Source organism: Sphingosinicella sp., from assembly GCF_013911755.1.
In the GTDB taxonomy this organism is placed as follows: domain Bacteria; phylum Pseudomonadota; class Alphaproteobacteria; order Sphingomonadales; family Sphingomonadaceae; genus Sphingosinicella.
The window spans coordinates 43168-66755 of the sequence record NZ_JACESP010000013.1 but is presented as its reverse complement, the minus strand read 5'-3'; the positions used below and the strand labels follow the sequence as shown (position 1 = coordinate 66755).

Annotated in this window: 21 protein-coding genes; 11 read left to right on the top strand and 10 right to left on the bottom strand. The window is 66.1% G+C overall.

Going from position 1 to position 23588, the window contains the following annotated elements; genetic code table 11:
* Nucleotides 1–38: 38 nt before the first annotated feature.
* The 3 genes from H2052_RS10605 to H2052_RS10595 are packed head-to-tail and all read right to left on the bottom strand — an operon-like array spanning nt 39 to nt 4408.
* Nucleotides 39–1493: an indolepyruvate oxidoreductase subunit beta family protein gene (locus H2052_RS10605; RefSeq protein WP_293781382.1), complete on the bottom strand. Its 1455-nt coding sequence runs from the start codon at nt 1491–1493 to the stop codon at nt 39–41.
* A 2-nt stretch (nt 1494–1495) separates the two neighbouring features.
* Nucleotides 1496–3625, bottom strand: coding sequence for an indolepyruvate ferredoxin oxidoreductase subunit alpha (locus H2052_RS10600; RefSeq protein WP_293781379.1), 2130 nt, complete (start codon nt 3623–3625; stop codon nt 1496–1498).
* A 3-nt stretch (nt 3626–3628) separates the two neighbouring features.
* Nucleotides 3629–4408: a cyclase family protein gene (locus tag H2052_RS10595; protein ID WP_293781376.1), complete on the bottom strand. Its 780-nt coding sequence runs from the start codon at nt 4406–4408 to the stop codon at nt 3629–3631.
* A gap of 89 nt (nt 4409–4497) precedes the next feature.
* Here H2052_RS10595 and H2052_RS10590 point away from each other — a divergent pair, with 89 nt between their 5' ends.
* The 9 genes from H2052_RS10590 (at nt 4498) to H2052_RS10550 (ending at nt 14433) form a co-directional block, all read left to right on the top strand.
* The gene (locus tag H2052_RS10590) at nt 4498–4962 is read left to right on the top strand and encodes a MarR family transcriptional regulator (RefSeq protein ID WP_293781373.1); all 465 of its coding nucleotides are present in this window, start codon (nt 4498–4500) and stop codon (nt 4960–4962) included.
* Between the two features lie 65 nt (nt 4963–5027).
* Entirely contained in the window at nt 5028–5636 is a 609-nt protein-coding gene (locus H2052_RS10585) for a TetR/AcrR family transcriptional regulator (RefSeq protein WP_293781370.1), read from the top strand.
* Nucleotides 5637–5959: 323 nt separating this feature from the next.
* On the top strand, nt 5960–6355 hold the full coding sequence (locus H2052_RS10580) for a hypothetical protein (protein WP_293781367.1): 396 nt from the start codon (nt 5960–5962) through the stop codon (nt 6353–6355).
* Entirely contained in the window at nt 6352–7626 is a 1275-nt protein-coding gene (locus H2052_RS10575; protein ID WP_293781364.1) for an efflux RND transporter periplasmic adaptor subunit, read from the top strand. Before H2052_RS10580 ends, H2052_RS10575 begins: the two co-directional genes overlap by 4 nt.
* A 70-nt stretch (nt 7627–7696) precedes the next feature.
* Entirely contained in the window at nt 7697–10855 is a 3159-nt protein-coding gene (locus tag H2052_RS10570) for a multidrug efflux RND transporter permease subunit (RefSeq protein ID WP_293781361.1), read from the top strand.
* A gap of 15 nt (nt 10856–10870) precedes the next feature.
* The gene (locus tag H2052_RS10565; protein ID WP_293781358.1) at nt 10871–12298 is read left to right on the top strand and encodes a TolC family protein; all 1428 of its coding nucleotides are present in this window, start codon (nt 10871–10873) and stop codon (nt 12296–12298) included.
* Nucleotides 12299–12345: 47 nt separating this feature from the next.
* Nucleotides 12346–12777, top strand: coding sequence for a hypothetical protein (locus H2052_RS10560; RefSeq protein WP_293781355.1), 432 nt, complete (start codon nt 12346–12348; stop codon nt 12775–12777).
* 65 nt (nt 12778–12842) lie between these two features.
* Nucleotides 12843–13991 carry an acyl-CoA dehydrogenase family protein gene (locus H2052_RS10555; RefSeq protein WP_293781352.1) on the top strand — a complete coding sequence of 383 codons (1149 nt, stop codon included), beginning with the start codon at nt 12843–12845 and terminating at the stop codon, nt 13989–13991.
* A 73-nt stretch (nt 13992–14064) separates the two neighbouring features.
* The gene (locus H2052_RS10550) at nt 14065–14433 is read left to right on the top strand and encodes a hypothetical protein (RefSeq protein ID WP_293781349.1); all 369 of its coding nucleotides are present in this window, start codon (nt 14065–14067) and stop codon (nt 14431–14433) included.
* Here the strand turns inward: H2052_RS10550 and H2052_RS10545 are convergent.
* Nucleotides 14430–14885, bottom strand: coding sequence for a MaoC family dehydratase (locus tag H2052_RS10545; RefSeq protein ID WP_293781346.1), 456 nt, complete (start codon nt 14883–14885; stop codon nt 14430–14432). The genes H2052_RS10550 and H2052_RS10545 overlap by 4 nt on opposite strands.
* Before the next feature lie 11 nt (nt 14886–14896).
* Entirely contained in the window at nt 14897–16855 is a 1959-nt protein-coding gene (locus H2052_RS10540; RefSeq protein ID WP_293781343.1) for a serine hydrolase domain-containing protein, read from the bottom strand.
* A 191-nt stretch (nt 16856–17046) separates the two neighbouring features.
* Here H2052_RS10540 and H2052_RS10535 point away from each other — a divergent pair, with 191 nt between their 5' ends.
* Nucleotides 17047–17724 (top strand): TetR/AcrR family transcriptional regulator, encoded by a 678-nt coding sequence (locus tag H2052_RS10535; protein ID WP_293781340.1) that lies wholly within the window; start codon nt 17047–17049, stop codon nt 17722–17724.
* A 7-nt stretch (nt 17725–17731) separates the two neighbouring features.
* On the opposite strand, the gene H2052_RS10530 is transcribed toward H2052_RS10535, so the two are convergent.
* The 5 genes from H2052_RS10530 to H2052_RS10510 form a co-directional block, all read right to left on the bottom strand.
* Complete coding sequence (locus tag H2052_RS10530; protein ID WP_293781337.1) at nt 17732–19837, bottom strand: TonB-dependent receptor; 2106 nt, start codon at nt 19835–19837, stop codon at nt 17732–17734.
* Nucleotides 19838–19999: 162 nt separating this feature from the next.
* Complete coding sequence (locus H2052_RS10525) at nt 20000–20353, bottom strand: carboxymuconolactone decarboxylase family protein (RefSeq protein ID WP_293781334.1); 354 nt, start codon at nt 20351–20353, stop codon at nt 20000–20002.
* Between the two features lie 26 nt (nt 20354–20379).
* A complete protein-coding gene (locus tag H2052_RS10520) occupies nt 20380–21636 on the bottom strand; it encodes a TolC family protein (RefSeq protein WP_293781332.1) in 1257 nt (418 codons plus the stop codon).
* On the bottom strand, nt 21633–21836 hold the full coding sequence (locus tag H2052_RS10515; RefSeq protein WP_293781329.1) for a DUF2892 domain-containing protein: 204 nt from the start codon (nt 21834–21836) through the stop codon (nt 21633–21635). Before H2052_RS10515 ends, H2052_RS10520 begins: the two co-directional genes overlap by 4 nt.
* A 16-nt stretch (nt 21837–21852) precedes the next feature.
* On the bottom strand, nt 21853–23139 hold the full coding sequence (locus H2052_RS10510; RefSeq protein WP_293781326.1) for an FAD-dependent oxidoreductase: 1287 nt from the start codon (nt 23137–23139) through the stop codon (nt 21853–21855).
* Between the two features lie 98 nt (nt 23140–23237).
* On the opposite strand from H2052_RS10510, the gene H2052_RS10505 reads away from it, so the two are divergent.
* Entirely contained in the window at nt 23238–23570 is a 333-nt protein-coding gene (locus H2052_RS10505) for a rhodanese-like domain-containing protein (protein ID WP_293781323.1), read from the top strand.
* The last annotated feature ends 18 nt before the right edge of the window (nt 23571–23588 follow it).

The following is a 23588-nucleotide window of genomic DNA, read 5'->3' as shown; positions in this document are numbered from 1 at the left end:
AGTATTATATCGTGACGCTGCACGTGCAGCCCGAGATTTCAGGCGGCTTTCAGTGCTTCGTCGAGCGCTTTGCCGCCTTCATCTGCGAGCGCGGCCGCGCACAAGCGACTCACCTCTTCGGCCGAACGCGGCAGCGCCGCCATGATCCGCTCGAAATTGTTGAGCCCGCGGTCGAACGTGTCGCCGTAGCCTTTGACCAGCCGCTGGCAGCGCACGAGTTCGATCGCAAGCGCGACATCGCTTGCTGCCGCGGTCCCCACCCGCTCGAGCCATGTTTCGATCCGGGCTTGTTCGTGGGCAAAGCGCAGCGATTTCGGTCGCCATCTGCGCAGCCCGGCAAGTGTCCTCAGCAGGAAAAACCAGTGCAGGCTTGTCGTTTCCACGTGCCTGCCGCTCGTGAAAAAGCCGGAGATGCGACGGGTAAGGAATTCACTTTCAAGAATGGCGCGGCCGAGACGGGCGGGCAGAATCTCGCAAATTTCGCGAAGCCGGGGGTGCATGAATTCGGTGATCGTCAGAAGCTGTGCGTCCGAAGCCTTCACCTCGCCCCGCACGCGCGCGATTCGCGTGTCGCGTGTCTTCAGGTCAGCCACGCGGATCGAATCCTCGTAGCTCATCCAGAGCGCGAGGTGGCGCGCGGTTTCGGCGGTGAGCGTGAAGGGGCTCTGGTCGCGCACGGCAACGCTTTCCAGGCGATCGAGGAAAAGCCCGGCGTAGGCGGCGTCCTGATAATCCATCAGCCGCTGAATGCCGTGCAGTGCATTTGGAATTGCGGCTTCGGGCAGGCCCGCGCGTGCGCGCGCTTCCAGCGCCCTGCCGGCAGGCGTGGTTGCCTGCGGAACCGGGTGGCTTTCCTCCGCAGGCATCGCGACAACGCCCTCAGCGGCTTGCCATCCAGCATCGAATCCGGCGAGATTGGTCGCAACGGCGATGCCGCTGTCACGAATGGCCTTCTCGAACAGATCGCGCGCGAAAGGCAGCGCCCCGCTTGCCGCAAGGGCGCCGAACATCACGGCGCTGATCACGCTGTTCGTGCCGTCGGCCGCGGCTTCCATATCGAAGCCGATGAAACGTTTCGAACGCTGGCCGGCGGCTGCGATGATCGCCTCGCCGTTGCCGCGCCCGTCGCTCATCGCCGCCTTTTCTGAAATGGCGTAGATACGGTGCGTCGATCCGATCAGCGTGGTGCGGCCTGCCGTGGAAAAGCCGCGCAGCAGCGCCCGGCCGGTTTCCATGAGTTCGGATGCGATCACGATGTCCACGTCGCCCGGCATCGGCATTTGCGCCATGATCGGCGTGCGCCCACCCGCATCGGGCTTCGCAAGTTCGACGTAATAGACCGTCGATCCGGTCCGCTGCGCGACGCCCGGAACCGAGGTCCCCTGCGCCAGCCAGCCGCTTTCACGCGCGATGTGCTGTATCCAGTCGGCAAGCACGCCGCCGCCCTGTCCGCCGAGCGCGAGGATCGCGATGCTGAAACGGTTCTGCTGCATGGTCAGAACGCCCGGGCCAGGCGTGCGCGGTTGTCGCGCTGCTGAAGGCGCCTGATAATGGCTTGGCGGACCTTCATCCACGCGCGCTCAACGCGGCCCGGATTGGAAACGATGCTGGCGCGGTAGAAGCTCGGGCACAGCACCGCCGCGTGGCTCACCTCGCCGCACAGGCCGCAGCCGACGCAGCTGTTTTCCACGTGCGCCACCGGGTCTCGCCGCAGCGGATCGGGATTGGGCTTGATCGAAAGCGAAGGGCAACCCGAAAGCCGGATGCAGCTATGGTCGCCGGTGCACGTATCACTATCGACGCCGAAGCGCTCGCGCACGACGCGCTTGCCGTCCTTCTCCGCCTTGCGCATCAGCGGCTTCTCGCGCCGCTGTCGGTTCAGCATACATTCCGACTGCGCGATGATGACCTTGGGGCCTTTGTCGGGCGCGGTCAGCGCCTCGCGCAGCGTGTCGCGCACCTGCTTGATGTCGTAGGTGCGTTCGATCGTGCGCACCCACGCGCCGCCGACGCCGCGAATGGCACGCTCGATCGGATTGCGCGTCACCCGCCGTTTGTTGTCGGCGCGGGAGGAGGGAATATCCTGGCCGCCGGTTGCCGCCGAATAGCCGTTGTCGATCACGATGGTGACGGTGTCGTCCTTGTTGAACACCGCGTTGCCGATGCCGGAGGTGAGGCCGTTGTGCCAGAAGCCGCCGTCGCCCATCACCGCGATCGCGCGTTTCCCCTTCGGCTTGAATGCGGACGCGCCCGCCGTGCCGAGGCCGTAGCCCATCGTCGTGTTGCCGATGTTGAAGGGCGGCAGGATCGAAAACAGGTGGCAGCCGATGTCGGCCGAAACGTGCGCCGGGCCAAGCTCGCGTTCGAGCAGCTTCATCGCCGTGAACACCGGCCGTTCCGGGCAGCCCGTGCAGAAGCCCGCCGGGCGCGGCGGGATCTGCCGCGCGACCGGCGCGGGCAGGGGGTCTTCCGTCGCTTTCGCCGGCGCGATTTCGGGCGCCCATGCGTGCAGGAAGTCGGAAAGCCCCTTGCGGATCACCTGCGCGCTATATTCCCCGGCGCGCGGCAGTATGTCCTTGCCGATGATGCGGCAATCGAGACCGGCGCGGCGCACAAGCGTGTTCAGTTCATGCTCGATGAATTCGGGCTGGCCTTCCTCCACCACCAGCACCGCGCGCTTGTTCGCACAAAACGCGCTCACCTCGTCGGGGATCAGCGGATAGGTGACGTTCAGGCAATATATCGGTAGCGCGCTGTCGCCGAATTCATTCGAAAGGCCGGAGAGTTCCATCGCGCGGTTCAAATTGTTGTAGAGCCCACCCTGCACGATGATGCCGATGCCGTGTGCCTCGTCCGGACCGAACCGTTCGTTCAGATTGTGGTCGCGCACATAGGCGATGCCCGCCGGCCAGCGCTTCTCGATCTTCTCCACCTCGTGCAGGAAGTTCGCAGGCGGCAGGACGATGCGGGTGGTATCGCGCTGCGGCGCGGCGGCGGCCTGGGCGACCGTCAGTGTCGGCCGCACGTTGTCCTTCGCTATGAATGACCCCGTCATGTGGCACGATCGCACGCGCAGCTGCAGCATCACCGGCGTATTGGAAGCTTCGGAAAGCGCGAAGCCTTGTTCCACGGCCGCCACGATGCTCGGCAGGTTGGGACGCGGATCGAGCAGCCAGATCTGCGACTTCATCGCGAAGGCGTGCGTGCGTTCCTGCATGATCGAGGAACCCTCGCCATAGTCTTCGCCGACGATGACGAGTGCGCCGCCCGTCACGCCGCCCGACGCGACGTTTGAAAGCGCGTCCGACGCGACGTTCGTGCCGACCACCGACTTCCAGACGACCGCACCGCGCAGCGGATAATTGACCGAGGCCGCGAGCATGGCGGCGGCGCTCGCTTCAGAGGCGCTCGCCTCGAAGTGCACGTCGAGACTTTCGAGGAGATCGCTCGCATCCGCGAACACGTCCATCAGGTGGCTGATCGGCGATCCCTGATAGCCGCCTACGTAAGCCACGCCTGATTGCAGCAGCGCCTTCGTCACGGCGAGAATGCCTTCGCCGGTGAATGTCTCACCGGCTCCGGCTGTCAGCTTCCGGGCTTCGGCAACGAACGAACGCTCGGCCACCGGTTACGCCTCGACGAGGGCGAGAACGCGCAGCGGGCTTCCCGATCCGCCGCGAATCTTCAGCGGCGGGCAGATCAGCACCGCGCCCGTCGCGGGGAGCTGATCGAGATTCTGCAGGCACTGCAGGCCATAGCGTCCGGCGCCGTGCAGCAGCGTGTGCGCCGGGTAGGCGGGCGTCAGCAGATGGGCCTGCCCGGCATCGGTGCCGATCGTCTCCACGCCGAAGCCGAGGATGTCGCGCGCGATCAGATATTCGATCGCGTCCGTCGCCGGGCCGGGCGTGTGCGCGCCGTCTTCGCGGCGATTGGTGTAGGCATCGACGTCGCGCTTGGACCAGTCGGTGCGGAACAGAACCCAGCTTCCCGCGGGGATCGGGCCGTTCGCGGCTTCCCAGTCCTTCACGTGCGCGGCGGTCAGCAGGAAATCCGGGTCGGCCGCACATTCGCGGGAGAAATCCAGAACCACCACGGGCGCTACGAAATTCGCGGCCGGAACGGCATCCACCGTATTGTCCGGCAGATCGCGGCCACTCACCCAGTGGACGGGCGCATCGAAATGCGTGCCGGTGTGCTCGCCCACGGTGAAATTGTTCCAGTGCCATGCGACGCCGCGCTCGTCATAACGCGAGATTTCCTGCCGCGAGAACGCCGCCGTCTGTCCGAACGGCTCCGGCAGAACCAGCAGCGGCGTATCTTCCGACAGCGTCTGGGTCAGATCGACGACCCGCACGTCTCCGCGCGACAACGCGTGTGCAAGCCCAGTAAGAATCGGCGCGCTGGACATAATCCCTCCTCCAGATCATGAAGCCCGAACTATGCTTCGATAAACTTGCATATGCAAGTAAATTCGATGGCGTGTCGAAGGAGCTTGAAGTGGCCGAGGATTTGCGTGCCCTGGGGGATCCGGGATCGGATGACTTCTGCGTGGATAACTATCCGTTCTACCTGCTGAATCGCACGGTCAGCCGTTACAACGTCATCATCGAAGCGGAACTGCGCACCATCGGTATCGACATCCCGACATGGCGCGTCCTCATGATTCTGGGGGAGGCGGAACCCCAGTCGATCGGCCAGGTCGCGAAGCTTGCCGTCATCAACGTCTCCACGCTGATGCGCGTCGCAGAGCGGATGGAGAAGGCCGGGCTTATCGAGACGCGGCCGTCCCCCACGGACGGCCGCGTGACGACGCTGGCGATGAAGCCCTTGGGCCGCGAAAAGCTGAAGGCGGCGCGCGCCGTGACGGCACCGCTCTACCGGCGCCTGATTCGCGGTTTCTCGGCTCCGGATTTCAGGCGTCTGATCGGGCTTCTGAACCGTCTGCAGCAAAATCTGGAATGAGATTCCTTCCGTCACCGACACGAGACGATTGTATTCCGTGACGGTTTGATTATATACCGCTCGTTATGGAAACGGTCACTGCTCCGGTGAAAGGACGTCCGCGCGAGTTTTGCGTGGATACGGCGCTTGCCGCCGCGCTTCGCGTGTTTTGGAGCAAGGGCTACGAAGGCGCGTCGCTGAGCGACCTCACCGAGGCGATGGGGATCACGCGCCCCAGCCTCTATGCGGCATTTGGCAACAAGGAGGCGCTGTTTCGCAAGGCGCTCGACCTCTACGAGACCGAGAAGCTTGCCTATGTCGGCAAGTCGCTAGCGCAGCCGACCGCCCGCGGGGTCGCCGAACATTTGCTGCACGGCAGCATGGAGAATCAGACAAGCAACTGCGAGCCGCACGGCTGCCTCGGCGTGATCAGCGCGGTTGCGTGCGGGGCGGAGGCAGAGTGCATCCGGCTCGAGGTGGTTGAACGCGGCAAGGTCGCGCGGCGCGCGCTCGTCGAACGCTTCGAGCGCGCGAAGACGGAAGGCGATCTCCCCGAAAGCGTGGATGTGGAGGGGCTGACCAGTTTTCTCTACGCGCTTCTACAGGGCATGGCCGTGCAGGCCGGGGCGGGCGCGACGCGCGCCGATCTCGAACGCATGATCGAAACCAGCATGATGATGTGGCCTTCGAAATAGCAGCTTTCGCATACCGGAAATAAATCTTTATCGACCGGTACAAAAAGCTGTTGACGCACCGCAGCGCGGTTTATATACCTCTAGGTACAGAAATTGAGCGGCCATCCCGGCGGCTCACGGCATCGAAAGGCAACCCGATGCGACACTGCGGTATTCACAAGGGCTGATTCCGGACCCCGGCGTCCATTTCAGTCCGCAATCCTTAGCTGACGATCGTCTGGCAGAGCGTCGCTTTGCTGTGTGGTCGCGATTCAAACCCAGCGCTGTGGTCAAGACGCCCGGCGAACGACGGCGCTTGCGCCTTGATCAAGGAGACTTGCACCATGGCCTATCTCGCCTTCACGGATGTTCTGGGCGCCGCCATTCCCACTTTATCCTCGTCCCCCGCTGCCGACCGTCCGAGCGCCCGTTTTTCGGCTCTCGAATGGTCTGTGGTGGCCCTCGCCGAGCGCGATTCCCTCTCGACGCTGCAATCCCCCGGCCGCGTCGCCGTCGCGCTCGGCACCCTCTTTGGAAGCCGGCCCAATCCGCAGCTCGCGGATTCCAAACTCGAAGCCCTGCGCAGGATCGCCGTGCTGACGTGGCATCAGGGCTATCACATTGCTGAATCCGCGATCCGCGGCTTCCTCAGCGCCGGTTTCACCCACGATCACTATGCGCTGCTTGCGAGCAGCATCACGAGCGCCCGTGCGCGCCGCGACCGAAGGATTTCCCGATGAACATGATGACCAAGATCGAAGCCGACGCCGCGACGGCTTCGCCCGTGCGGCGGCGGTTTACCGATCGCCCGCTTTGGCAGCACCTTTCCGCGGCGGCGCTGCCGGTGATTGCGGTGGTGGCAGTGGGTATTCTCAACCGTGAATCCCCCGCGATCGCGGCTGCTGCGCCGCCCATCGTCACCGTTGCCGCGCCGCTCGTGCGCGATGTGACGGAGTGGGACGATCATGTCGGCCGGTTTGAACCGTCGAGTAGCGTCGAGGTGCGGCCGCGCGTCTCGGGTGCTGTCACCGCGGTACATTTCGCCGATGGCGCGATCGTGAAGAAGGGAGACCTTCTCTTCACGATCGATCCGCGCCCCTTCAACGCCGCGCTTGCCGAAGCCCGCGCGGGCGCCGCGCAGGCCCGCAGCGATGTTGCGCTGGCAGAGGCCGATCTCGAACGTGCCAACCGCTTGCGTGCGGATGATGCGGTATCCCAGAGCGATCTCGATCGTCTCGCCGCCCGTGTCCGCGCCGCCCGCGCCTCGCTCGCGGCAGCCGAGGCCCGCGTCGGTGCCCGTGCGCTCGACGTTCAGTTCACCAAGGTTCGCGCGCCGGTCACGGGACGCATTTCGGATCGCCGCGTCGATGCGGGCAATATCGTGTCCACCGCCGATACCGGCGGCGGCACGCTGCTCACCACGATCAACGCGCTCGATCCGATCTACTTCACCTTCGACAGTTCGGAGGCGCTGTTTCTGAAAGCGCAGCGTGAGCGGCAGAAGGCGGGCGGGGCGCAGCAGGTCCAGATCCGGCTGCAGGACGAAACCGGCTACGCCTGGAAAGGGCATGTCGATTTCACCGACAACGGGATCAGCGCCCAGTCCGGCACGATCCGCGCCCGCGCCGTCGTCGCCAATCCGGACTATTTCCTCACCCCCGGCATGTTCGGCAACATGCGGCTGACGGACGGTTCACCTGCGCAGGCACTGCTCGTTCCCGATGCTGCCGTCCGCACCGATCAGGCACGCAAGGTGGTGTACGTCGTCGCCAAGGATGGCACCGTCGCCGCACGCGAGGTCACGCCCGGTCCGCGGATCGGCAGCCTGCGCAGCATCCGCGCGGGTCTGTCGGCGGACGACAAGGTCGTGATCCAGGGCCTCCAGATGATGCAGCCCGGCGCGAAGGTCACCGAGCGCGTCGCCAAAATCGATCCGCCGGGACCGGTGCCGACAGCAGTGGTCCCCGTAAACGAACCGGCGGCCTCGCAGGCGACAATCGCCGCGCTCTGACCGCCGCACCAGCGAACGAATACCCACGCCTCCCGCGCACCGCGGGAGGCGGCAGGAAAGGCATTGTCCGATGCGCTTCAGTCATTTCTTCATCCGCCGGCCGATCTTCGCTGGCGTGATCGCGATCGTCATCACGATCGTCGGTGCCTTTGCCTATTTCGGCCTGCCGATTTCGCAATTCCCCGACATCGTTCCGCCGACCGTAACGGTGAGCGCCAATTACCCCGGCGCATCCGCAGAGACGGTCGCGGATACGGTCGCGGCGCCGATCGAGCAGCAGATCAACGGCGTCGACAACATGCTGTACCAATCGTCGCAATCGACCGGGGACGGGCGGCTGACGATCACCGTCACCTTCAAGCTCGGCACGGATCTCGATACCGCGCAGGTGCTCGTGCAGAACCGCGTCGCGCTCGCCGAGCCAAGCCTGCCTGAAGAGGTGCGCCGTCAGGGCGTCGTCGTGCGCAAGACCTCGCCGTCGTGGTTGATGGCGGTGAACGTGCTGTCGCCCGATGGATCGCTCGATCGCAGCTACGTCTCCAATTACGCGCTAACGCAGATCAAGGACCGGCTGACACGCGTCGACGGCATCGGCGACGTGCAGGTGTTCGGCGCGCGCGATTATGCGATGCGCGTCTGGATCGATCCCGGCCGCGCGGCTGCGCTCGGGCTCACCGCAGGCGAAATCGTTTCCGCGCTGCGTTCGCAGAACGTCCAGGTCGCGGCAGGAACGATCGGCCAGCCGCCGTTCGATACGGGCGCGGCGCAGCAACTCAGCGTCGAAACGCAGGGCCGCTTCAAGACCGCCGAGGAATTCGCCGACATCATCGTGCGGACGGATGCCTCCGGCGCGATCACCCGCGTGCGCGACATCGCGCGCGTCGAACTCGGCGCGGAGGATTACGGCGTCAACGCCTACCTCTCGGGCCAGGATTCGATCATCATGGGGATCACCCAGCGCCCGGGCACGAACGCGCTCGCGGCTGCCGAAGGCGTGAAGGCGGAACTCGCCGAAGCCGCGAAGAGTTTCCCTGAGGGTCTCGAATACCGGATCATCTGGAATCCCACCGAATTCATCAGCGAATCGATGGGCGCGGTGCAGGCGACATTGTTCGAGGCGGCGCTGCTCGTCGTCGTCGTCATCCTCATCTTCCTGCAAAGCTGGCGCGCGGCGATCATTCCGATCATCGCGATTCCGGTTTCATTGATCGGCACGTTCGCGGTGCTTGCAGGGCTCGGCTATTCGCTGAACACGCTGTCGATGTTCGGGCTCGTGCTCGCGATCGGCATCGTCGTCGACGACGCGATCGTCGTGGTCGAAAACGTCGAACGCAATCTCGAACTCGGGCTCTCGCCGCGCGAGGCATCGCACCGCTCCATGGACGAGGTTTCCGCCGCGCTGGTCGCGATCGTTCTGGTGCTCTGCGCCGTGTTCGTGCCGACGACGTTCCTCACCGGCATCACGGGTGAATTCTACCGCCAGTTCGCGGTCACGATCGCCAGCGCGACGATCATCTCTCTCGTGCTGTCGCTCACCCTGTCGCCTGCGCTCGCGACACTGCTGCTGCGGCCGAAGGCTGAGATGGCGCCTGCAACCGGCTGGCGCCGCCGCCTGTGGCTGGCAGGGGCGTGGTTCAACCGCAACTTCGACCGTCTGAGCGAGCGCTACGGCAATCTCACCCGCCGACTCGCCGCAGCACCGAAGCGTGTCTTCGCAGCCTATGGCGCGCTCGTGCTTGCCGCAGGTGCGCTGTTCTGGGCGACTCCGGCCGGGTTCATTCCCGCGCAGGATCAGGGTTATGCGCTCGCGGCGATCCAGCTCCCTCCAGGCAGTTCGATCGAACAGACCGACCGCGTGCTCAAGAAAGCCGTTGCGAAATTGCTTGAAGTGCCCGGCACCGAAGCGGCGGTGATGTTCTCCGGCTTCGACGGCGCCTCGCAGACGCAGGCGTCGAACGCCGCCGCCGCTTACGTCACCTTCAAGCCCTTCGCCGAACGCGCGAAGACCGGCCGCACCGAGGCCGCCATCGAGAACGACATGCGCGCCGCGCTTGCCGATCTCAACGAGGCGTTCGTGTTCGTCGTGCCGCCGCCCGTCATTCAGGGCATCGGCAACGGCGGCGGCTGGCGCATGATGGTTCAGGATCGTCGCGGCGCGGGCTATCAGCCGCTCGAACAGGCAGCGGGCGGCGTGATCGGCGCGGCGCATCAGGCGAAGGAACTCGCCAATGTGCGCACATTGTTCAACACCGCGACGCCGCGCATCTACGCGGACATCGACCGCGCCAAGGCCGACATGCTCGGCGTGCCCGCAACGCGCGTGTTCGAGGCGATGCAGGTCTATCTCGGCTCGGCCTACGTGAACGACTTCAACCTGCTCGGCCGCACGTTCCGCGTCACCGCGCAGGCGGATGCACGCTTCCGCGACGACGCCTCCGACATCGCGCAATTGAAGACGCGCTCGAACGGCGGCGGCATGGTGCCGATCGGCGCCGTCGCCACCTTCGAAGACCGCACCGGGCCCTACCGCGTCACGCGCTACAATCTGTTCCCGGCGGTCGAGATCGACGGCGACACAGCGCCCGGTGCCTCCACCGGCCAGGCGCTTGCGCGGATGGAAACGATCGCGGAGGATCTGCCGCAGGGTTTCGCGGCGGAATGGACCGACCTTGCCTTCCAGCAGAAGGCGGCGGGCAATATCGCGGCGCTGATCTTCGGCCTGTCGGTGGTGTTCGTGTTCCTCGTGCTCGCCGCGCAGTTCGAAAGCCTGATGCTGCCGCTTGCGATCATTCTCATCGTGCCGATGACCTTGCTCGCGGCGATGCTGGGCGTGAACCTGCACGGGCTCGACAACAACATCCTGACGCAGATCGGGCTTATCGTGCTGATCGGGCTTGCCGCGAAGAACGCGATCCTGATCGTGGAATTCGCCAAGCAGGCCGAAGATCGGGGGCTCGCACCCCGCGATGCGGCGGTCGAGGCGGCACGCGCCCGGCTGCGACCGATCCTGATGACGAGCTTCGCCTTCATCCTCGGCGTGCTGCCCCTGATGATGGGATCTGGCCCGGGCTGGGAACTGCGTCAGGCGCTCGGCACCGCCGTGTTCTACGGCATGATCGGCGTCACCGCGTTCGGCCTCGTCTTCACACCCGTGTTCTATGTGGCGAGCCGCAGCCTCGGCGAACGGATGCGCCGCCGCCCGTCCACTGCATTGCAACTCGCCGAATAAGAAAGGCGCAAGCTCATGTTCCGCAATCTGATGATCGCCGCTTCCGCTTTGGCGCTTGCCGCCTGCGCGACCGGCCCCGACTATGCGGCCCCCGAGACGCCGTCATCCGCCGGAGCGTTCGTCGCGGCGACGTCCGCGGTCGATACGCTCGCGCCGGTGAAGGCCGATTGGTGGCGGCTCTACGATGACCCCGTGCTCGACCAGTTGGTCGCCGATGCCATCACCGCGAATACGGACGTGCGCGTTGCCGTCGCGCGGCTGGAGAAAGCGCGCGCAGCGCTCCGCGAGGTCCGCACCGATCGGCTGCCGGACGTGGGCGCCGGCGCCCGCGCCACCTACGGCCGCCTGCCCGAAAGCCAGCGCGGTTCCGGCGCGCCGCGAGAGGATTGGTCCATCGATGCCGGGCTGGATGTCGCCTACGAGGTCGATCTGTTCGGCCGTGTCTCGCGCGGGGTCGAGGCCGCGCGCGGCGATCTCGGCGCCGCCGAGGCCGATCTCGAAGCGGTTCGCATCTCGGTCGTTGCGGAAACGACGCGCGCTTATGCAACTGCTGCCTCTGCGGGCGAGCAGATCGCCGTGGCAGAGCGCATCGTGGAGTTGCTCGATCGCTCGCTCCGCGTCACGGACAGGCGCCGCGCGGCGGGGCTCACCACCAGCCTCGACGTCGCGCGCATTGCCACGCTTCGCAATCAGCGGCAGGCCGAAATCCCCGTGCTCACCTCCGAGCGCAATGCGGCGCTGTTCCGCCTCGCCACGCTCACCGGCCGCGCGCCAGCCGACTTGCCGCCGATCGCGGCCCAGCGGGTCTCCACGCTCCGGCTCGATACGCCGATCCCGGTCGGTGACGGCGCGCAGCTTCTCGCGCGGCGGCCCGATATCCGCGCCGCCGAACGCCGTCTCGCCGCCGCAACCGCGCGCATCGGCGTCTCCACCGCCGACCTCTATCCGCGCATCAGCCTCGGCGCTTCGATCGGCTCGACCGGGCCGAACATCGGCGACGTGTTCGGTGGCGGACCGCTGCGCTGGCTGCTCGGCCCGCTCATCAGCTGGTCGTTCACTGATCACGAACGCGCCCGCGCGCGCGTCGCCGGAGCGGAGGCCGATACGCGCGCTGCGCTCGCGGGCTTCGACGGCACCGTGCTGCGTTCGCTCGAGGAAACCGAAACCGCGGTCTCCGCCTATGCGAGCGCGCTTGATCGGCGCACGGCGCTGAAGGCAGCGCGCGACGCGGCAGGGCAGGCCGCCCGCATCGTCCGCGCGCAGCAGCGGGAAGGGCAGGTGGATAGCCTCGCGCTCATCGATGCGGAGCGCACGTTCGCTGAAACCGAGGCGCAGCTCGCCGCGATCGACGCCGGCATCGCGGACGCTCAGATCAACCTGTTCAAGGCGCTCGGCGGCGGCTGGAGCGCGGGCGGCGCCGCGTACGCGGCTGCCTCGCGGTAAACGCGTTCAGCCTCCGCTCATCAATGGGCGCAAAGGATGCCCAAGCGATGGCGGACGAGATCATGAAGCACGGCGGCATGGGCGTGAGCGCAAAGGATGTTCTGGGCGCGGCGCTCCTTGCCCTCGTGTGCGTATCACCGGCGCACGCCGAGGCGCCGAACCGCATCACCAACATCACCGTCTACGGCGATGAACCCTGCCCTAAGGGCGATGGCGACGAGATCGTCGTTTGCGCGCGTGAGCCCGAGGGCGAGCAATACCGCATCCCCAAGCGCCTCCGCGAAACGAAGAAGAACGACCCGCCCTCGCAGTCGTGGACGGCGCGCGTGCGCACGCTCGACGAGGCGAGCCGTCCCATGATGCCGAACAGCTGCTCGGCGGTCGGTTCCGGCGGGCAGACCGGCTGCACCATGGAAATGCTGCGCCAATGGTTCGCGGAGCGGCAGGCCGCCAAGGCAAGGGCAGCCGACGTTCCCTAAACCGCGAGGCTCGCACGGCGCTTCGCGGCATGTCATACGGCGCGAGCATGTAGAGGAGAGTCGCCGTGGACGCAGAAACATTCGGCCTGTTCCGTGCGGCCATTCGCCGTTTCGTCGACGAGCGCCTGATCCCGGCTGAAGACGCGGTCGAGGAGGCGGATGCCGTTCCCGATGCGATCGTGGACGAGATGCGCGAGATGGGCTTGTTCGGCATTTCCGTGCCGGAGGAATACGGCGGCCTCGGCTGCACCATGTCCGAAGAGGCCGCGCTCATCCGCGAGCTGACACGCGCGTCCGTTGTGTTCCGCTCGGTGATCGGCACCACGCTCGGCATCGGCAGCCAGGGCATCGTCATCGACGGCACCGAGGCGCAGAAGCGCGAATGGCTACCGAAGTTCGCAAGCGGCGCGGCCATCGCCAGCTTCTGTCTCACCGAGCCTGAAGCGGGCTCCGATGCCGCCTCGCTGCGTACCATCGCGGTGCGCGATGGCGACACCTACCGCATCACCGGCACCAAGCGCTTCATCACCAATGCGACGCGCGCGAACGTCTTCACGCTGATGGCGCGCACCGAAGCCGACGTGAAAGGCGCGGCGGGCATCTCCGCCTTCGTTCTGCCCGCCGATACACCCGGCATCACGCTCGGCAAGCCCGACAAGAAGATGGGCCAGAAAGGCTCGGTCACGACCGACGTGATCCTCGACGATGTCGTTGTTCCGGCCGCGAACATCATCGGCGGCGTGCCGGGGCGCGGCTTCAAGACCGCGATGAAGGTGCTGGACCGCGGCCGCATCCACATTGCCGCCGTCGCACTCGGCATGTGCGACCGGCTGATCGAGATGAGCCTCGCCTACGCAATCGAGCGCAAGCAGTTCGGCGAACGCATCGCCGACTTCCAGCTCGTGCAGGCGATGCTCGCGGACATGAAGGTGGACCTCTTGACGACCGAGGCGCTGCTGCAATCGGTCGCCGCCAAGTTCGATGCGGGCGAAGCGGTCAGCCTCGAATGCTCGGCCTTGAAGCTCCACGCTTCCGAAGCCGTCGGCCGCATCGCCGACCGCGCCGTGCAGATCCACGGCGGCGCGGGCTACATGGCCGAATACAAGGTCGAGCGCTTCTATCGCGATGTCCGCCTGCTCCGCATCTACGAGGGCACCTCGCAGATCCAGCAGACGATCATCGCAAAGCAGATGATCCGGCAGGCGGCGAACTGATCGCGAATTCCGGTTCCGTGCCTGCGCCGCGCTGTGTATAGCGCTTCGCGGTGTTCGGGCAGGAGTTAAGGTCATGGTGAAACCGGCGGCCGAAGTGATGCGGGAGGCGATTGTCGCGGCGGTGATCGACGGCGTTTCCGCGCTGCGCACGGCGTCGGGCGGCGTGCCCAACAATCTGCTTCGCGATCTCAGCGCCATTCACCCGAACACGACATTCGACGATCTCCCGCAGGCATTGCAGGCATCGATCCTCGCGAGTGTGCGCGTTGCGTTCACGCGGCTGCAGAAGGAAGGCTATACCGTCTTCAATCCGGATCTTGCGCCGCCGCCGCGCCGTCCGCCGCCAGCCGCGCCGTCCGGTCCGCGCGGTGCGCCGCGACCAAGCCAGCCGCGTCCCGGTCAGCCGCGCCGCCCGAGGCCCCCCGGCAAGCCTTCGCGCTAGGACCGCAAGACCATCGCGAGCCATTCGGCGACGAGCGCGGGTTTCGCCTCGCCCTCGATCTCGACCTCCACGTCGATCGTGAGCAGGAATTTGCCCTCGCCGCGATCCTGGAAGTCGCGCAGGCGCATATGTCCCCGGATGCGCTTTCCCACCGGAACGGGCGTGATCAGCCGCATGTGGTTGAAGCCGTAGTTCAGCGCATACCAGGCGCCGCCTTCACTCTCGCCGAACGCATCGATGAAGCCGATGTCGTGCGACATGGTGATCAGCATCGAGGTCGTCCAGAAACCCGCCGCCACGGTGCCGCCGAACGGCGTGTTCGCCCGCGCCCATGCGGGGTCGAGATGCATCGGGTCGTCGTCGAGCGTGGACGCGGAAAACTGCGTGATCAGCGCCTGCTCCACGTCGAACCAGCGCGAGGTGCCGAGCGGTTGTCCGATTTTTGATTTCATGTCTATTCCCATTACGGCAGGTTCCAGCCGACAAGATTGAGCGAGGCGAGGAAGGCAAGAATGCCCGCCGCGGCGATGGCGATGAGGCTGAAATGCACACGCCGGAAAAGGGCGCGCCGTCCTTCGCCCCACCAGCCGCGCAGCCATGCTGCGACTGCGGCGGCGATCGTCAGCACGGCGACGAGCGCGCCGACATTGCCCGCGATCGCAAGGCCGATAAAGCGCTCCGGCTGTGCTTGGAGCACGTGGTACATGATGCCGTCGTCCGCCGCGTAGAAACCGAGCAGCACCAGCGGCAGGGCGATGACCGTGCCCAGCTGCAACAGCGGTAGCCAGCGGGCGAGGCGCTCGGCGCGCGTGCTCCCCGGCCAGAACAGGCAGAGGATGCCGGTGAAGAGGGTGAGCAGCAGCACCGGCAGCATCATGCCGAGCGTGCGCGGGTTCCAGCTGTCGCTGCACCGCTCCCACGCGTCCACCGACAGCAGCGGCGCCATGCCGGTCGCCTTGCCGTTGCGTGCCGTGAACGCGAACAGCGCTGACGTGTTCGGATCGCCGAGCGCCTGCGGTGCGGCATCCGGGTTGAAGAACACGCCGGGCGCCACCTGCCGATAGCCCGGCACGCCGCGAATGGTGAGCGTGCCGTCCGCGCCTGCCGCCGCCGTGATCACCGCATAGCCCGCGCCCAGAAAGTCGAACGCAGCCTCGACGGTGCTGTAAGACCGGCGCTGCCGGCAATAGGTGCCGGCGAAATCGCTTGCGGGCCGCGTTACCGGCGCTTCTGTCGGGCGGTAGGCGCCGAGGAAGCGCGTCAGCGCGGCCTCGCGGACGAAGGCGGAATTCAGCACCGGCTCGACCGGGTTCGCCGCAAGCCGCGTCTTGCCGACAAGCGCGCGAAGCTGTTCGGTGAGGTCAATCACCGGCGCTTCGCCCACGATCGAGGCGAACACGCCGATGCCGCGCTCGGGCACCAGCACCATCACGGTCTGGAAACCCGGCCAACCGCCGCCATGCTCCACGACATGCGCGCCGTTCCACGTGCCTTCGATGAACACCATGCCGAAGCCGGTCGTCGCCGGATGGTTGGCGACGTGGCGCGTCTGCATCCGCCGGAAGCCCTCCGCCGACAGGATCGAGGGTTTGCCGTTCGCGCCCTCGATCTGCGCGATCATGAAGCGCGCCATGTCGAGCCCCGTGGTGCTGACGCCGCCTGCGGGCGCGATGAACGGGTTCATCGGCACGAAGCCGATCGCCTGCCGCGCGCCGTCCGGGAACGTCGCATAGGGGCGTGCATGTGCGGGCGAGGGCGAGAGCGCGAGGTTGAGATACGAGCGCTCCATGCCGAGCGGCGCGAAGATATGCGCCTTGAAATAGCGGTCGATCGGCTGGCCGGAGACGTCCTCGACGATGAGGCCGAGCACGGCGGTGCCGAAGTTCGAATAGACCGACCATGTGCCCGGTTCGCGTACCAGCTTCGGCATCGCGCGCGCGATCACGTCGGCGCTCACGGGATGGGCGATGGCACGGTCCGTGCCCAGCCCGAACGCCTTGTCCTCGAAACCGCCGCGATGCGTCAGCAGGTGCCGGATGGTGATCGGGCGGCCCTTCCAGTCGGGAAGCTGCACGCGCTTCAGGTAACGGTTGGCGGGGTCGTCGAGCGAGCGGATCAGGCCCTTTTCGTGAAGCTGGGCAATCGCGGTCGCGGTGATCACCTTGGTGGTGGAGCCGATGCGGACCTCGGTCGCCGCCGGGTCCATCGCGCGGCCGGTCGCCGGATCGGCGAGGCCGTATCCCTTGGCGAACGACACCGCGCCGTCTTCCACGACGACGATCTCCGCGCCTGTGAAGCGGTGCGTCTTCAGCGCGGGCTCGAACAGCGCGTCGGCCCAGGCTTCAACAGGTTGGGCTGGTGCTGCGATGGCGGGTGCGGCCAAAAGCGCGGCAAGGCAGGCAAGCCATTTCAGAATGCGCATCGGCACTGGATCCTCACCACGAAGTTTCGATGAATTGATATTCAATGAGTAAATATTCATGCCGTTCGACTGTCAATCGAAATCGCGGGCGCTGACGACGTGGCGGAGAATTCATTGAATTCATGTTCAAACCTGTCTAACTGCCGATGAAGAGCTGGGAGATCGCGATGGAAGGCCGCAGGAAAACGCCAGTGCGCAAGGCTGCGCTGACCCGCAAGGAGCAGGCGGTCGAAACGCGCGCGCGCCTGAAGGAAGCGACGATCCGCGTCCTGGGCCGCATCGGCTACCGGCAGATGCGGATCGCGGACGTCACGCGCGAAGCGGGCGTCGCGGTCGGGCTGTTCTATCATTATTTCCCCGATCTGAAGGCCGTGACGAGCGAGGTGCTCTCCGATTACATGGCCGAGATGACCGCGAAGGCGCGCAAGGTGACGCCGAGCGACGATCTCTTCGAAACGCTGCGCGAGCAATACAAGATCCTGATCGGCCATTTCGAGGAGCAGCCGGGGCTGATGCGCTGCATGTTGCAAGCCTCCGAAGAGATTCCCGAATTCGGCGAGATCTGGAAGGCCTCGAACCGCCAGTGGACGCACAGCTTCGCACGCCGCCTGTCCGAAGCGCTCGGTCCCGAGAAACTCGATCGCAAGACGAGCCTGCTCATGGCCTATTGTCTCGGCTCGATGTCGGACGGCGTCGTCCACGAATATTACGTACAGCGGAATCCCGATCTCGCGGACTGCGTGGAGTCGCGCGATCAACTCGCCGAGGCGCTGGCGACGCTCACCTACCGCGCCGTCTTCCTCGCCAACCCGCCGCGCGAAAAATTGGGCGCGGCGACTGCTATCGCCGTCGCGCCCGTAGGTCAGTAGGGAGAGGTTAGAAGCGCTTAGCCGCGCTGATACCGAACGTGCGCGGGCGATTGACGTTGATGCGCTGGTCGCCGAGCGTCGTATCGACAAAAAGCTCGGCGCGCTTGTCGAACAGGTTGTTCACGAACAGGCTGATGTCGAGGTCGCCGGTCTCGACGCCGATCTTCGCGTTCGCAAGTTCGTAGCTGTGCTGAAGGTCGGGCGCGGGAACGTCGCTCGGGAAGCCGTTGTAGCTGCCGCCGACATGCTGGATGTTCGCCTGCATGTAGCCCGAAAGCACGTCCGACAGCGGGACGCTGTAGCGGCCGAAGATGTCGTAGCTCCACTTCGGCACCGCTGGAATGCGGTCCCCCTTCAGGCCCGCGCCGCCCGCGCTGTCCGCTGCGAGATAGGCGTCGGTGTAAGCGAGCGTCGCCCCGAGTTCGAGGCCGCCGACGGGGCGGAGCGAAAGCTCCACCTCCGCGCCCTTGCTCTTCGCCTTGTCGCCGTTCGTCACGTACGAGAATCCGTCCGGGCGCGTCACCGTCACCTGAATGTCGGTCCAGTCGATGTAGAATAGCGCGGCATTGAACGTCGCCTTGCCGCCAAGGAAGTCGGACTTCACGCCCACTTCGTAGTTCCACAGCGAATCCGAATCGAACGTCGCGGGCGCCGACACGCCGCCGAGCGGGGGGATCGTCGTGTTCGGGCCGCCGACGCGGAAGCCCTGCGCGGCCTGCGCGTAGACGAGTATGTCGGGTGTCGCCTTGTACGAGATGTTGATTTTCGGGTTGATCTTGCTCTCGCTCGATCCGCCGGAATCCGAAGAGAAGCCGCCGGCGATGATGCCGTCCGAAACCTTGCTGAAGCGCTCCTTCACCTTGAAGGCGCGCAGGCCGCCGGTGATCTTCAGCGCCTCGCTCACGTTGACGCTGAGTTCGCCGAACGCGGCGTACTGCTTCGTCACGTTGTTGATGTCGCTGTCGAGGAGCGGCGTCGTCGTCGGGATGCCGAACAGGCCGCCATGCCACGCGAGCTGGTAGAGCGAATTCTTGCGGCGTGAATAATAGAGGCCCGCGATCCATTCGACCGTGCCGCCGCCCGGCGAGGCGAGGCGGATTTCCTGCACGAAATTCTTGTCCGGCACGACGTTGTTCAGCCACACCGGAACCGGCACGCCGAGGAAGGCGGTGACGTCGCGGTTGTCGTTGATCTTGCGGTCGAGATAGCTGGTCGTCGAGACGAGATCCGCCCAGCCGAAATCTTTGTGAAGCGCGAGGCTGTAAACGGTGAGGTCGTCGCTGCGCAGTTCGGCGACGGCGCGCCGCTGGGAGAGGCCGGCGAGCGTCGGATCGATTTCCTGTGTGCCGCCGAAGTCGGAGCGCTGGAGGAGGATGCTCGCGGTCGCGTCGAACGTCTCGCTCGGCGCCATCTTCAGTGAGACGCGCGCGCCCCAGGTCTCGGCATCGTTCACATTGCTCTTGCCGAGCTGCGTGTTGTCCACGAAGCCGCCTTCGTTGCGATAGTAGAACACCGTGCGCATCGCGACCTTGTCGGTGGCGAGCGGCACGTTGATCATGCCGTTGAGCCCAACGCTCTCGTCGCCGTGACGCGTGGCGGAGAGCGATCCGCTCACCGACGCCTCGATGCGGTCGAGCTTCGGCTTCGCCGTGATCATGCGGATGGTGCCGCCCATCGAGCCCGCGCCGTAGAGCGTGCCCTGCGGCCCGCGCAGAACCTCGATGCGCTCGATGTCGTAAAGGCGGAGGTCAGGCTCGTTGTTCGGGAAGCTGACCGGCGTTTCGTCGATATAGATGCCGACCGGCGACTGGTGGTTCTGGTCGACGCCCGTCGAAACGCCGCGCAGCGTGATCTTGTTGCGCCCCGATCCGCGATCCACGAACGACAGGCCGGGCACGCTGCGCGCGTAGTCGGTGAAGCCGTCGAAGCCGCGCTTCTCGATCTGCTCGGCGGTGAGCGCCGAAATGCTGAGCGGTACGTCCTGCAGCGGCTGCGCGCGCTTCTGCGCCGTCACCACGATCTCGTCCGGCACGACCTCATCGGCCATCGCCGCATACGGCGCCACCAGCGCCAGCGTGCTGCTCGCCAGCCACAAACGGGCAAATCCCTTCATGTGTATCCCCTTTTTATGAAATGTTGAATTTCAACTCATTGAGTTTGTATTCAACGAAAAGGCACGAGTCAACGCCGCTTTGCGCAGGGGAAAAGCGGCGTTGTCCGGTATTCAGGGCATATTCAGGGGAGGGCGGCGCGGGGCCGCCCTTGGGGATGCGCCTTATTCGGCGGCTTTTGCCGCGAACTGGTCGTAGGCTTCCACGGCCTGCGCGGCATACATCAGGCTGGGGCCCGCGCCCATGTAGAGCGCCATGCCCATCGTCTCCATCACTTCGTCGCGGGTCGCGCCCTGTCGGACGGCGGCCTGCGCGTGGAAGGCGACGCAGCCGTCGCAGCGGATCGCGACCGCAATGGCGAGCGCGATAAGCTCCTTGGTCTTGGTATCGAGTGCGCCCGCATCGGTCGCAGCCTTCGCCATCGCCGAAAACGCTTTCATCACCTCCGGGCTGCCAAGCCGCACTTCCTTGATCGCGCCCGAAAGTTCGGTCGCCATTTCCGGCCAGTCCTTGTGCATCCTCGTGTCTCCTGTGCTGTCGAGTTTCAGTTGCCGCCGATGAGCGCGAGCAGGCGGTACGCGGCGACGATCCTGTCCGTGCGCGCGCCGACTGCGGCCGCGCCCGCGCCCAGCGCCTCGCGCTCCGCGTCGAGCAGGTCGAGCTGCGGCTTCATGCCGACGCGGACTTCATGCCGAACGCTCGAAAGCGCCCGTTCGGCGGCCTCTGCCTGATCCTCGGCGGCGCTTTCCACGCGGCGCGCGGTGCGCACCTCCTGAAACGCGGCGATAACGGCCTCCTCGATCTGCATTTCCGCGGCGCGCTTCCTCGCTTCGGCAGCGCGCACTTCGCTCGTCGCTTCGGAAATTTTCGCGGAGACACGCCCGCCGCTGAACAGCTCCCAGCGGGCGCGGACGCCGACCGTGGCGCTGTCCGCGCGGTAATTGGGGAAGAACTGGTCGCGCACGGTGCCCGCCTCGGCGAACGCGCCAACTGTGGGCAGGCGCTGCGCGCGCGCGCCGCGGGCGCCCGCTTCGGCGGCACGAAGCGCCGCCTCGGCCTGTGCCAGCATCGGGCTGCGCGCCTTGGCGGCGTCCATCGCCTCGTCGAGTGTCGCGGGGAGCGGCGGATTGCCGGGCAGCGGCTCCAGCCCCGCGGCGTCGAGCCCGGTGAGATTGCGGAAGCGCGCCGCCGCCGAAACCGTCATGCCTTCGGCGCGGGCAAGTCCTGCGCGCGCTTCGGCGAGCCGCGCTGTCGCCTGCGAAACATCGGTGCTCGGGCTCTCGCCTGCCTTGAAGCGCAGTTTCGCCTGTCGCTCGATCTCGGTCGTCTCGTCGACGAGGCGGGCGTGCAGCGCCGCCAGCCGCTCGGCGGCAAGCACGTCGCCATAGGCGCGCGCAACGTTGGCGACGATGCGGCTGCGCGTGTCGGTGCGTCCCGCTTCGCTTGCCGCAAGCCCCGCCTTCGCGCCCGCGATCCCGGCGCTGACGCGCCCCCCGGTAAAGAGCGGCTGCTCGATCGTCGCCTGCGCGGCGCGGGGGCGCACGTTTTCGGCGCCGAGCCCGAAGAAGTCCTTCGGATCGAGCCGGCCGAAACCATAGGTGCCGCTGATCGCCGCCGTGGGCAGGCGTCCGGCCTCGGCCTGGTCGAGCCGCGCCTTTGCCGCGCCGGCCTCGGCATCTGCGGCGGCAATGTCGGGCGCGTGGCGAAGCGCGGCCGTGATCGCCTCATCGAGCGTCACGGCCGCGGCGGGCAGGGGAAGGGCCGCCAGCGCAAGCGCCAGCAAACCCTGCGCGGGCTTCATTTGAACGCGGTGCCCGGCTGGACGCCCAGCGCCTTGAAGACCATCGCTGCCGGGCAGAAGCCGGTGAACGCCGCCTGGATCATGTTGAGCCCGGCGAACGCCGAGAGCCCGATCCACCACGGATGCACGGTCAGCGACAGCGCGATCCCAAGCAACACGACAAAGCCTGCGAACACGAGCACGGCACGATCGAGAGTCATCACGTCACTCCTTCTATCAGCGCGGCAGCCGCAGTTTGCGGATGCCCATCACATGCAGCGCGAGCTTTTCGTAAAACGGCTCGCTCTCACCCTTCCTGACCTTGCGCAGGAAGTATTTCTCGAAGCCGATCTTCGCGAGATGCACCCATTTGCCGCTCGCTGACCAGTTGACGTTGCGCGGGGGAATCTGCGGCTGCGCGACGAACGCCACGCCGCCGTCGCCGAAATCGGCAAGGCACACGGCATTCCACGTTGCCTCGGCGGTCGGTTCCTCTCCGCTCAGGATCGCGGCGAGGTTTTCGGCGATCGCCGTCACCATCGATTCGATCATGAACCCGGTCTTGGGCACGCCCACCGGAACCGGCGTCGGCCCGGTCGGCGGAATAGCGACGCAGACGCCGAGTGCGAAAATCTCGGGGAAGGCGGGGTTGCGCTGATGCTTGTCGACGAGGATGAAACCGCGCGGGTTCGTCAGCCCCTCGATGCCGCTGACGGCGGGAACGCCGCGAAAGGCCGGCAGCATCATCGAATAGCCGAAGGGCAGGGCGTGCGTCTTCAGCACGGCGCCCCCGTCGGCGATCTCCTCAACATGCATCATGCCGGGTTCGACCTTGGCAACGCGCGCGCTGGTGATCCATTTGATGTGACGCTCGCGAAGCGTGCTTTCCAGCAGCGACTTGGTGTCGCCGACGCCATCAAGGCCGAGGTGGCCGATATAGGGCTCTGCGGTCACGAAGGTCATCGGCACGCGGTCGCGGATCTTGCGGCGGCGCAGCTCGGTGTCGAGGATCAGTGCGAACTCATAGGCGGGGCCGTAGCAGGAGGCGCCCTGCACCGCGCCGACGACGATGGGTCCTGGATTTTCGACGAAGCGGTCGAAGGCATCCGCAGCGGCGGAGGCGTGCGCCGTCTGGCAGATCGAAACCGTGTGGCCGGCGTGCGGTCCGAAGCCCTCGATCTCGTCGAAGGCAAGGTCGGGGCCGGTTGCAATTACAAGATAATCGTAAGTGATGCTCTCGCCGTCGTTGAGCTCGACCCGCTTTTCGGCGGCGTGGACGCGCTTTGCGCCAACGGCGGTGAACCCGATCTTCTTGCGTGCGAAGATGGGCGGCAGATGCACCCGGATAGCCTCAGGCTCGCGCCACCGCACGGCGACCCAGGGGTTTGAAGGAATGAAGGAATAGTGCTCGCTATCGGAGATCGTCATGACCTCCGCGCGGCCTTTCACGGCTGCCTGTATCTCATAGGCGGCGATGGTGCCGCCGAGCCCTGCGCCGAGGACCACGATTCGCGGTCTGCTCATGCCATCCTCCTCACCGTGTGAAACCAGTCATTCATTAGCTTGACTGAATATAAGAATTACACGATATATGCAATACGCAAATTGAAAGGTGGAAGGCGATGTTTGGATTCGGCGGAAAGGCGCACAAGGAAATCACGCCGGCGGCGCTCCATGCGATGCTTGAGAGCGGCTCCGCGCTTGTCGTGGACGTTCGGGAGCCGAACGAGTTCGCGGCCGGGCACATCGCGGGCGCCGTCAATCTTCCGCTTTCCCGATTCGCCGTCGCCGACCTTCCAGACGCCGGCGGGCGCGCCGTCGTTCTGCAATGCGCGGGCGGCAAACGGTCGGGCATGGCGCTCGATCGCTGCGCGGCGGCGAAGGCTGCGATCGATACACATCTTGCTGGAGGTCTCGCTGCGTGGGCGGCGGCGGGCTATCCGGTGGTCCGCTGAACGCCGGGAACAGGGAAC

What these genes read in the sequence shown, in the direction of transcription:
- H2052_RS10605 (WP_293781382.1), bottom strand. Translation starts at nt 1,493, where the DNA reads ATGCAGCAGAACCGTTTCAGCATCGCGATCCTCGCGCTCGGCGGACAG.
- H2052_RS10595 (WP_293781376.1), bottom strand. Translation starts at nt 4,408, where the DNA reads ATGTCCAGCGCGCCGATTCTTACTGGGCTTGCACACGCGTTGTCGCGC.
- H2052_RS10585 (WP_293781370.1), top strand. Translation starts at nt 5,028, where the DNA reads ATGGAAACGGTCACTGCTCCGGTGAAAGGACGTCCGCGCGAGTTTTGC.
- H2052_RS10580 (WP_293781367.1), top strand. Translation starts at nt 5,960, where the DNA reads ATGGCCTATCTCGCCTTCACGGATGTTCTGGGCGCCGCCATTCCCACT.
- H2052_RS10575 (WP_293781364.1), top strand. Translation starts at nt 6,352, where the DNA reads ATGAACATGATGACCAAGATCGAAGCCGACGCCGCGACGGCTTCGCCC.
- H2052_RS10570 (WP_293781361.1), top strand. Translation starts at nt 7,697, where the DNA reads ATGCGCTTCAGTCATTTCTTCATCCGCCGGCCGATCTTCGCTGGCGTG.
- H2052_RS10565 (WP_293781358.1), top strand. Translation starts at nt 10,871, where the DNA reads ATGTTCCGCAATCTGATGATCGCCGCTTCCGCTTTGGCGCTTGCCGCC.
- H2052_RS10560 (WP_293781355.1), top strand. Translation starts at nt 12,346, where the DNA reads ATGGCGGACGAGATCATGAAGCACGGCGGCATGGGCGTGAGCGCAAAG.
- H2052_RS10550 (WP_293781349.1), top strand. Translation starts at nt 14,065, where the DNA reads ATGGTGAAACCGGCGGCCGAAGTGATGCGGGAGGCGATTGTCGCGGCG.
- H2052_RS10545 (WP_293781346.1), bottom strand. Translation starts at nt 14,885, where the DNA reads ATGAAATCAAAAATCGGACAACCGCTCGGCACCTCGCGCTGGTTCGAC.
- H2052_RS10540 (WP_293781343.1), bottom strand. Translation starts at nt 16,855, where the DNA reads ATGCGCATTCTGAAATGGCTTGCCTGCCTTGCCGCGCTTTTGGCCGCA.
- H2052_RS10530 (WP_293781337.1), bottom strand. Translation starts at nt 19,837, where the DNA reads ATGAAGGGATTTGCCCGTTTGTGGCTGGCGAGCAGCACGCTGGCGCTG.
- H2052_RS10525 (WP_293781334.1), bottom strand. Translation starts at nt 20,353, where the DNA reads ATGCACAAGGACTGGCCGGAAATGGCGACCGAACTTTCGGGCGCGATC.
- H2052_RS10520 (WP_293781332.1), bottom strand. Translation starts at nt 21,636, where the DNA reads ATGAAGCCCGCGCAGGGTTTGCTGGCGCTTGCGCTGGCGGCCCTTCCC.
- H2052_RS10515 (WP_293781329.1), bottom strand. Translation starts at nt 21,836, where the DNA reads ATGACTCTCGATCGTGCCGTGCTCGTGTTCGCAGGCTTTGTCGTGTTG.
- H2052_RS10510 (WP_293781326.1), bottom strand. Translation starts at nt 23,139, where the DNA reads ATGAGCAGACCGCGAATCGTGGTCCTCGGCGCAGGGCTCGGCGGCACC.
- H2052_RS10505 (WP_293781323.1), top strand. Translation starts at nt 23,238, where the DNA reads ATGTTTGGATTCGGCGGAAAGGCGCACAAGGAAATCACGCCGGCGGCG.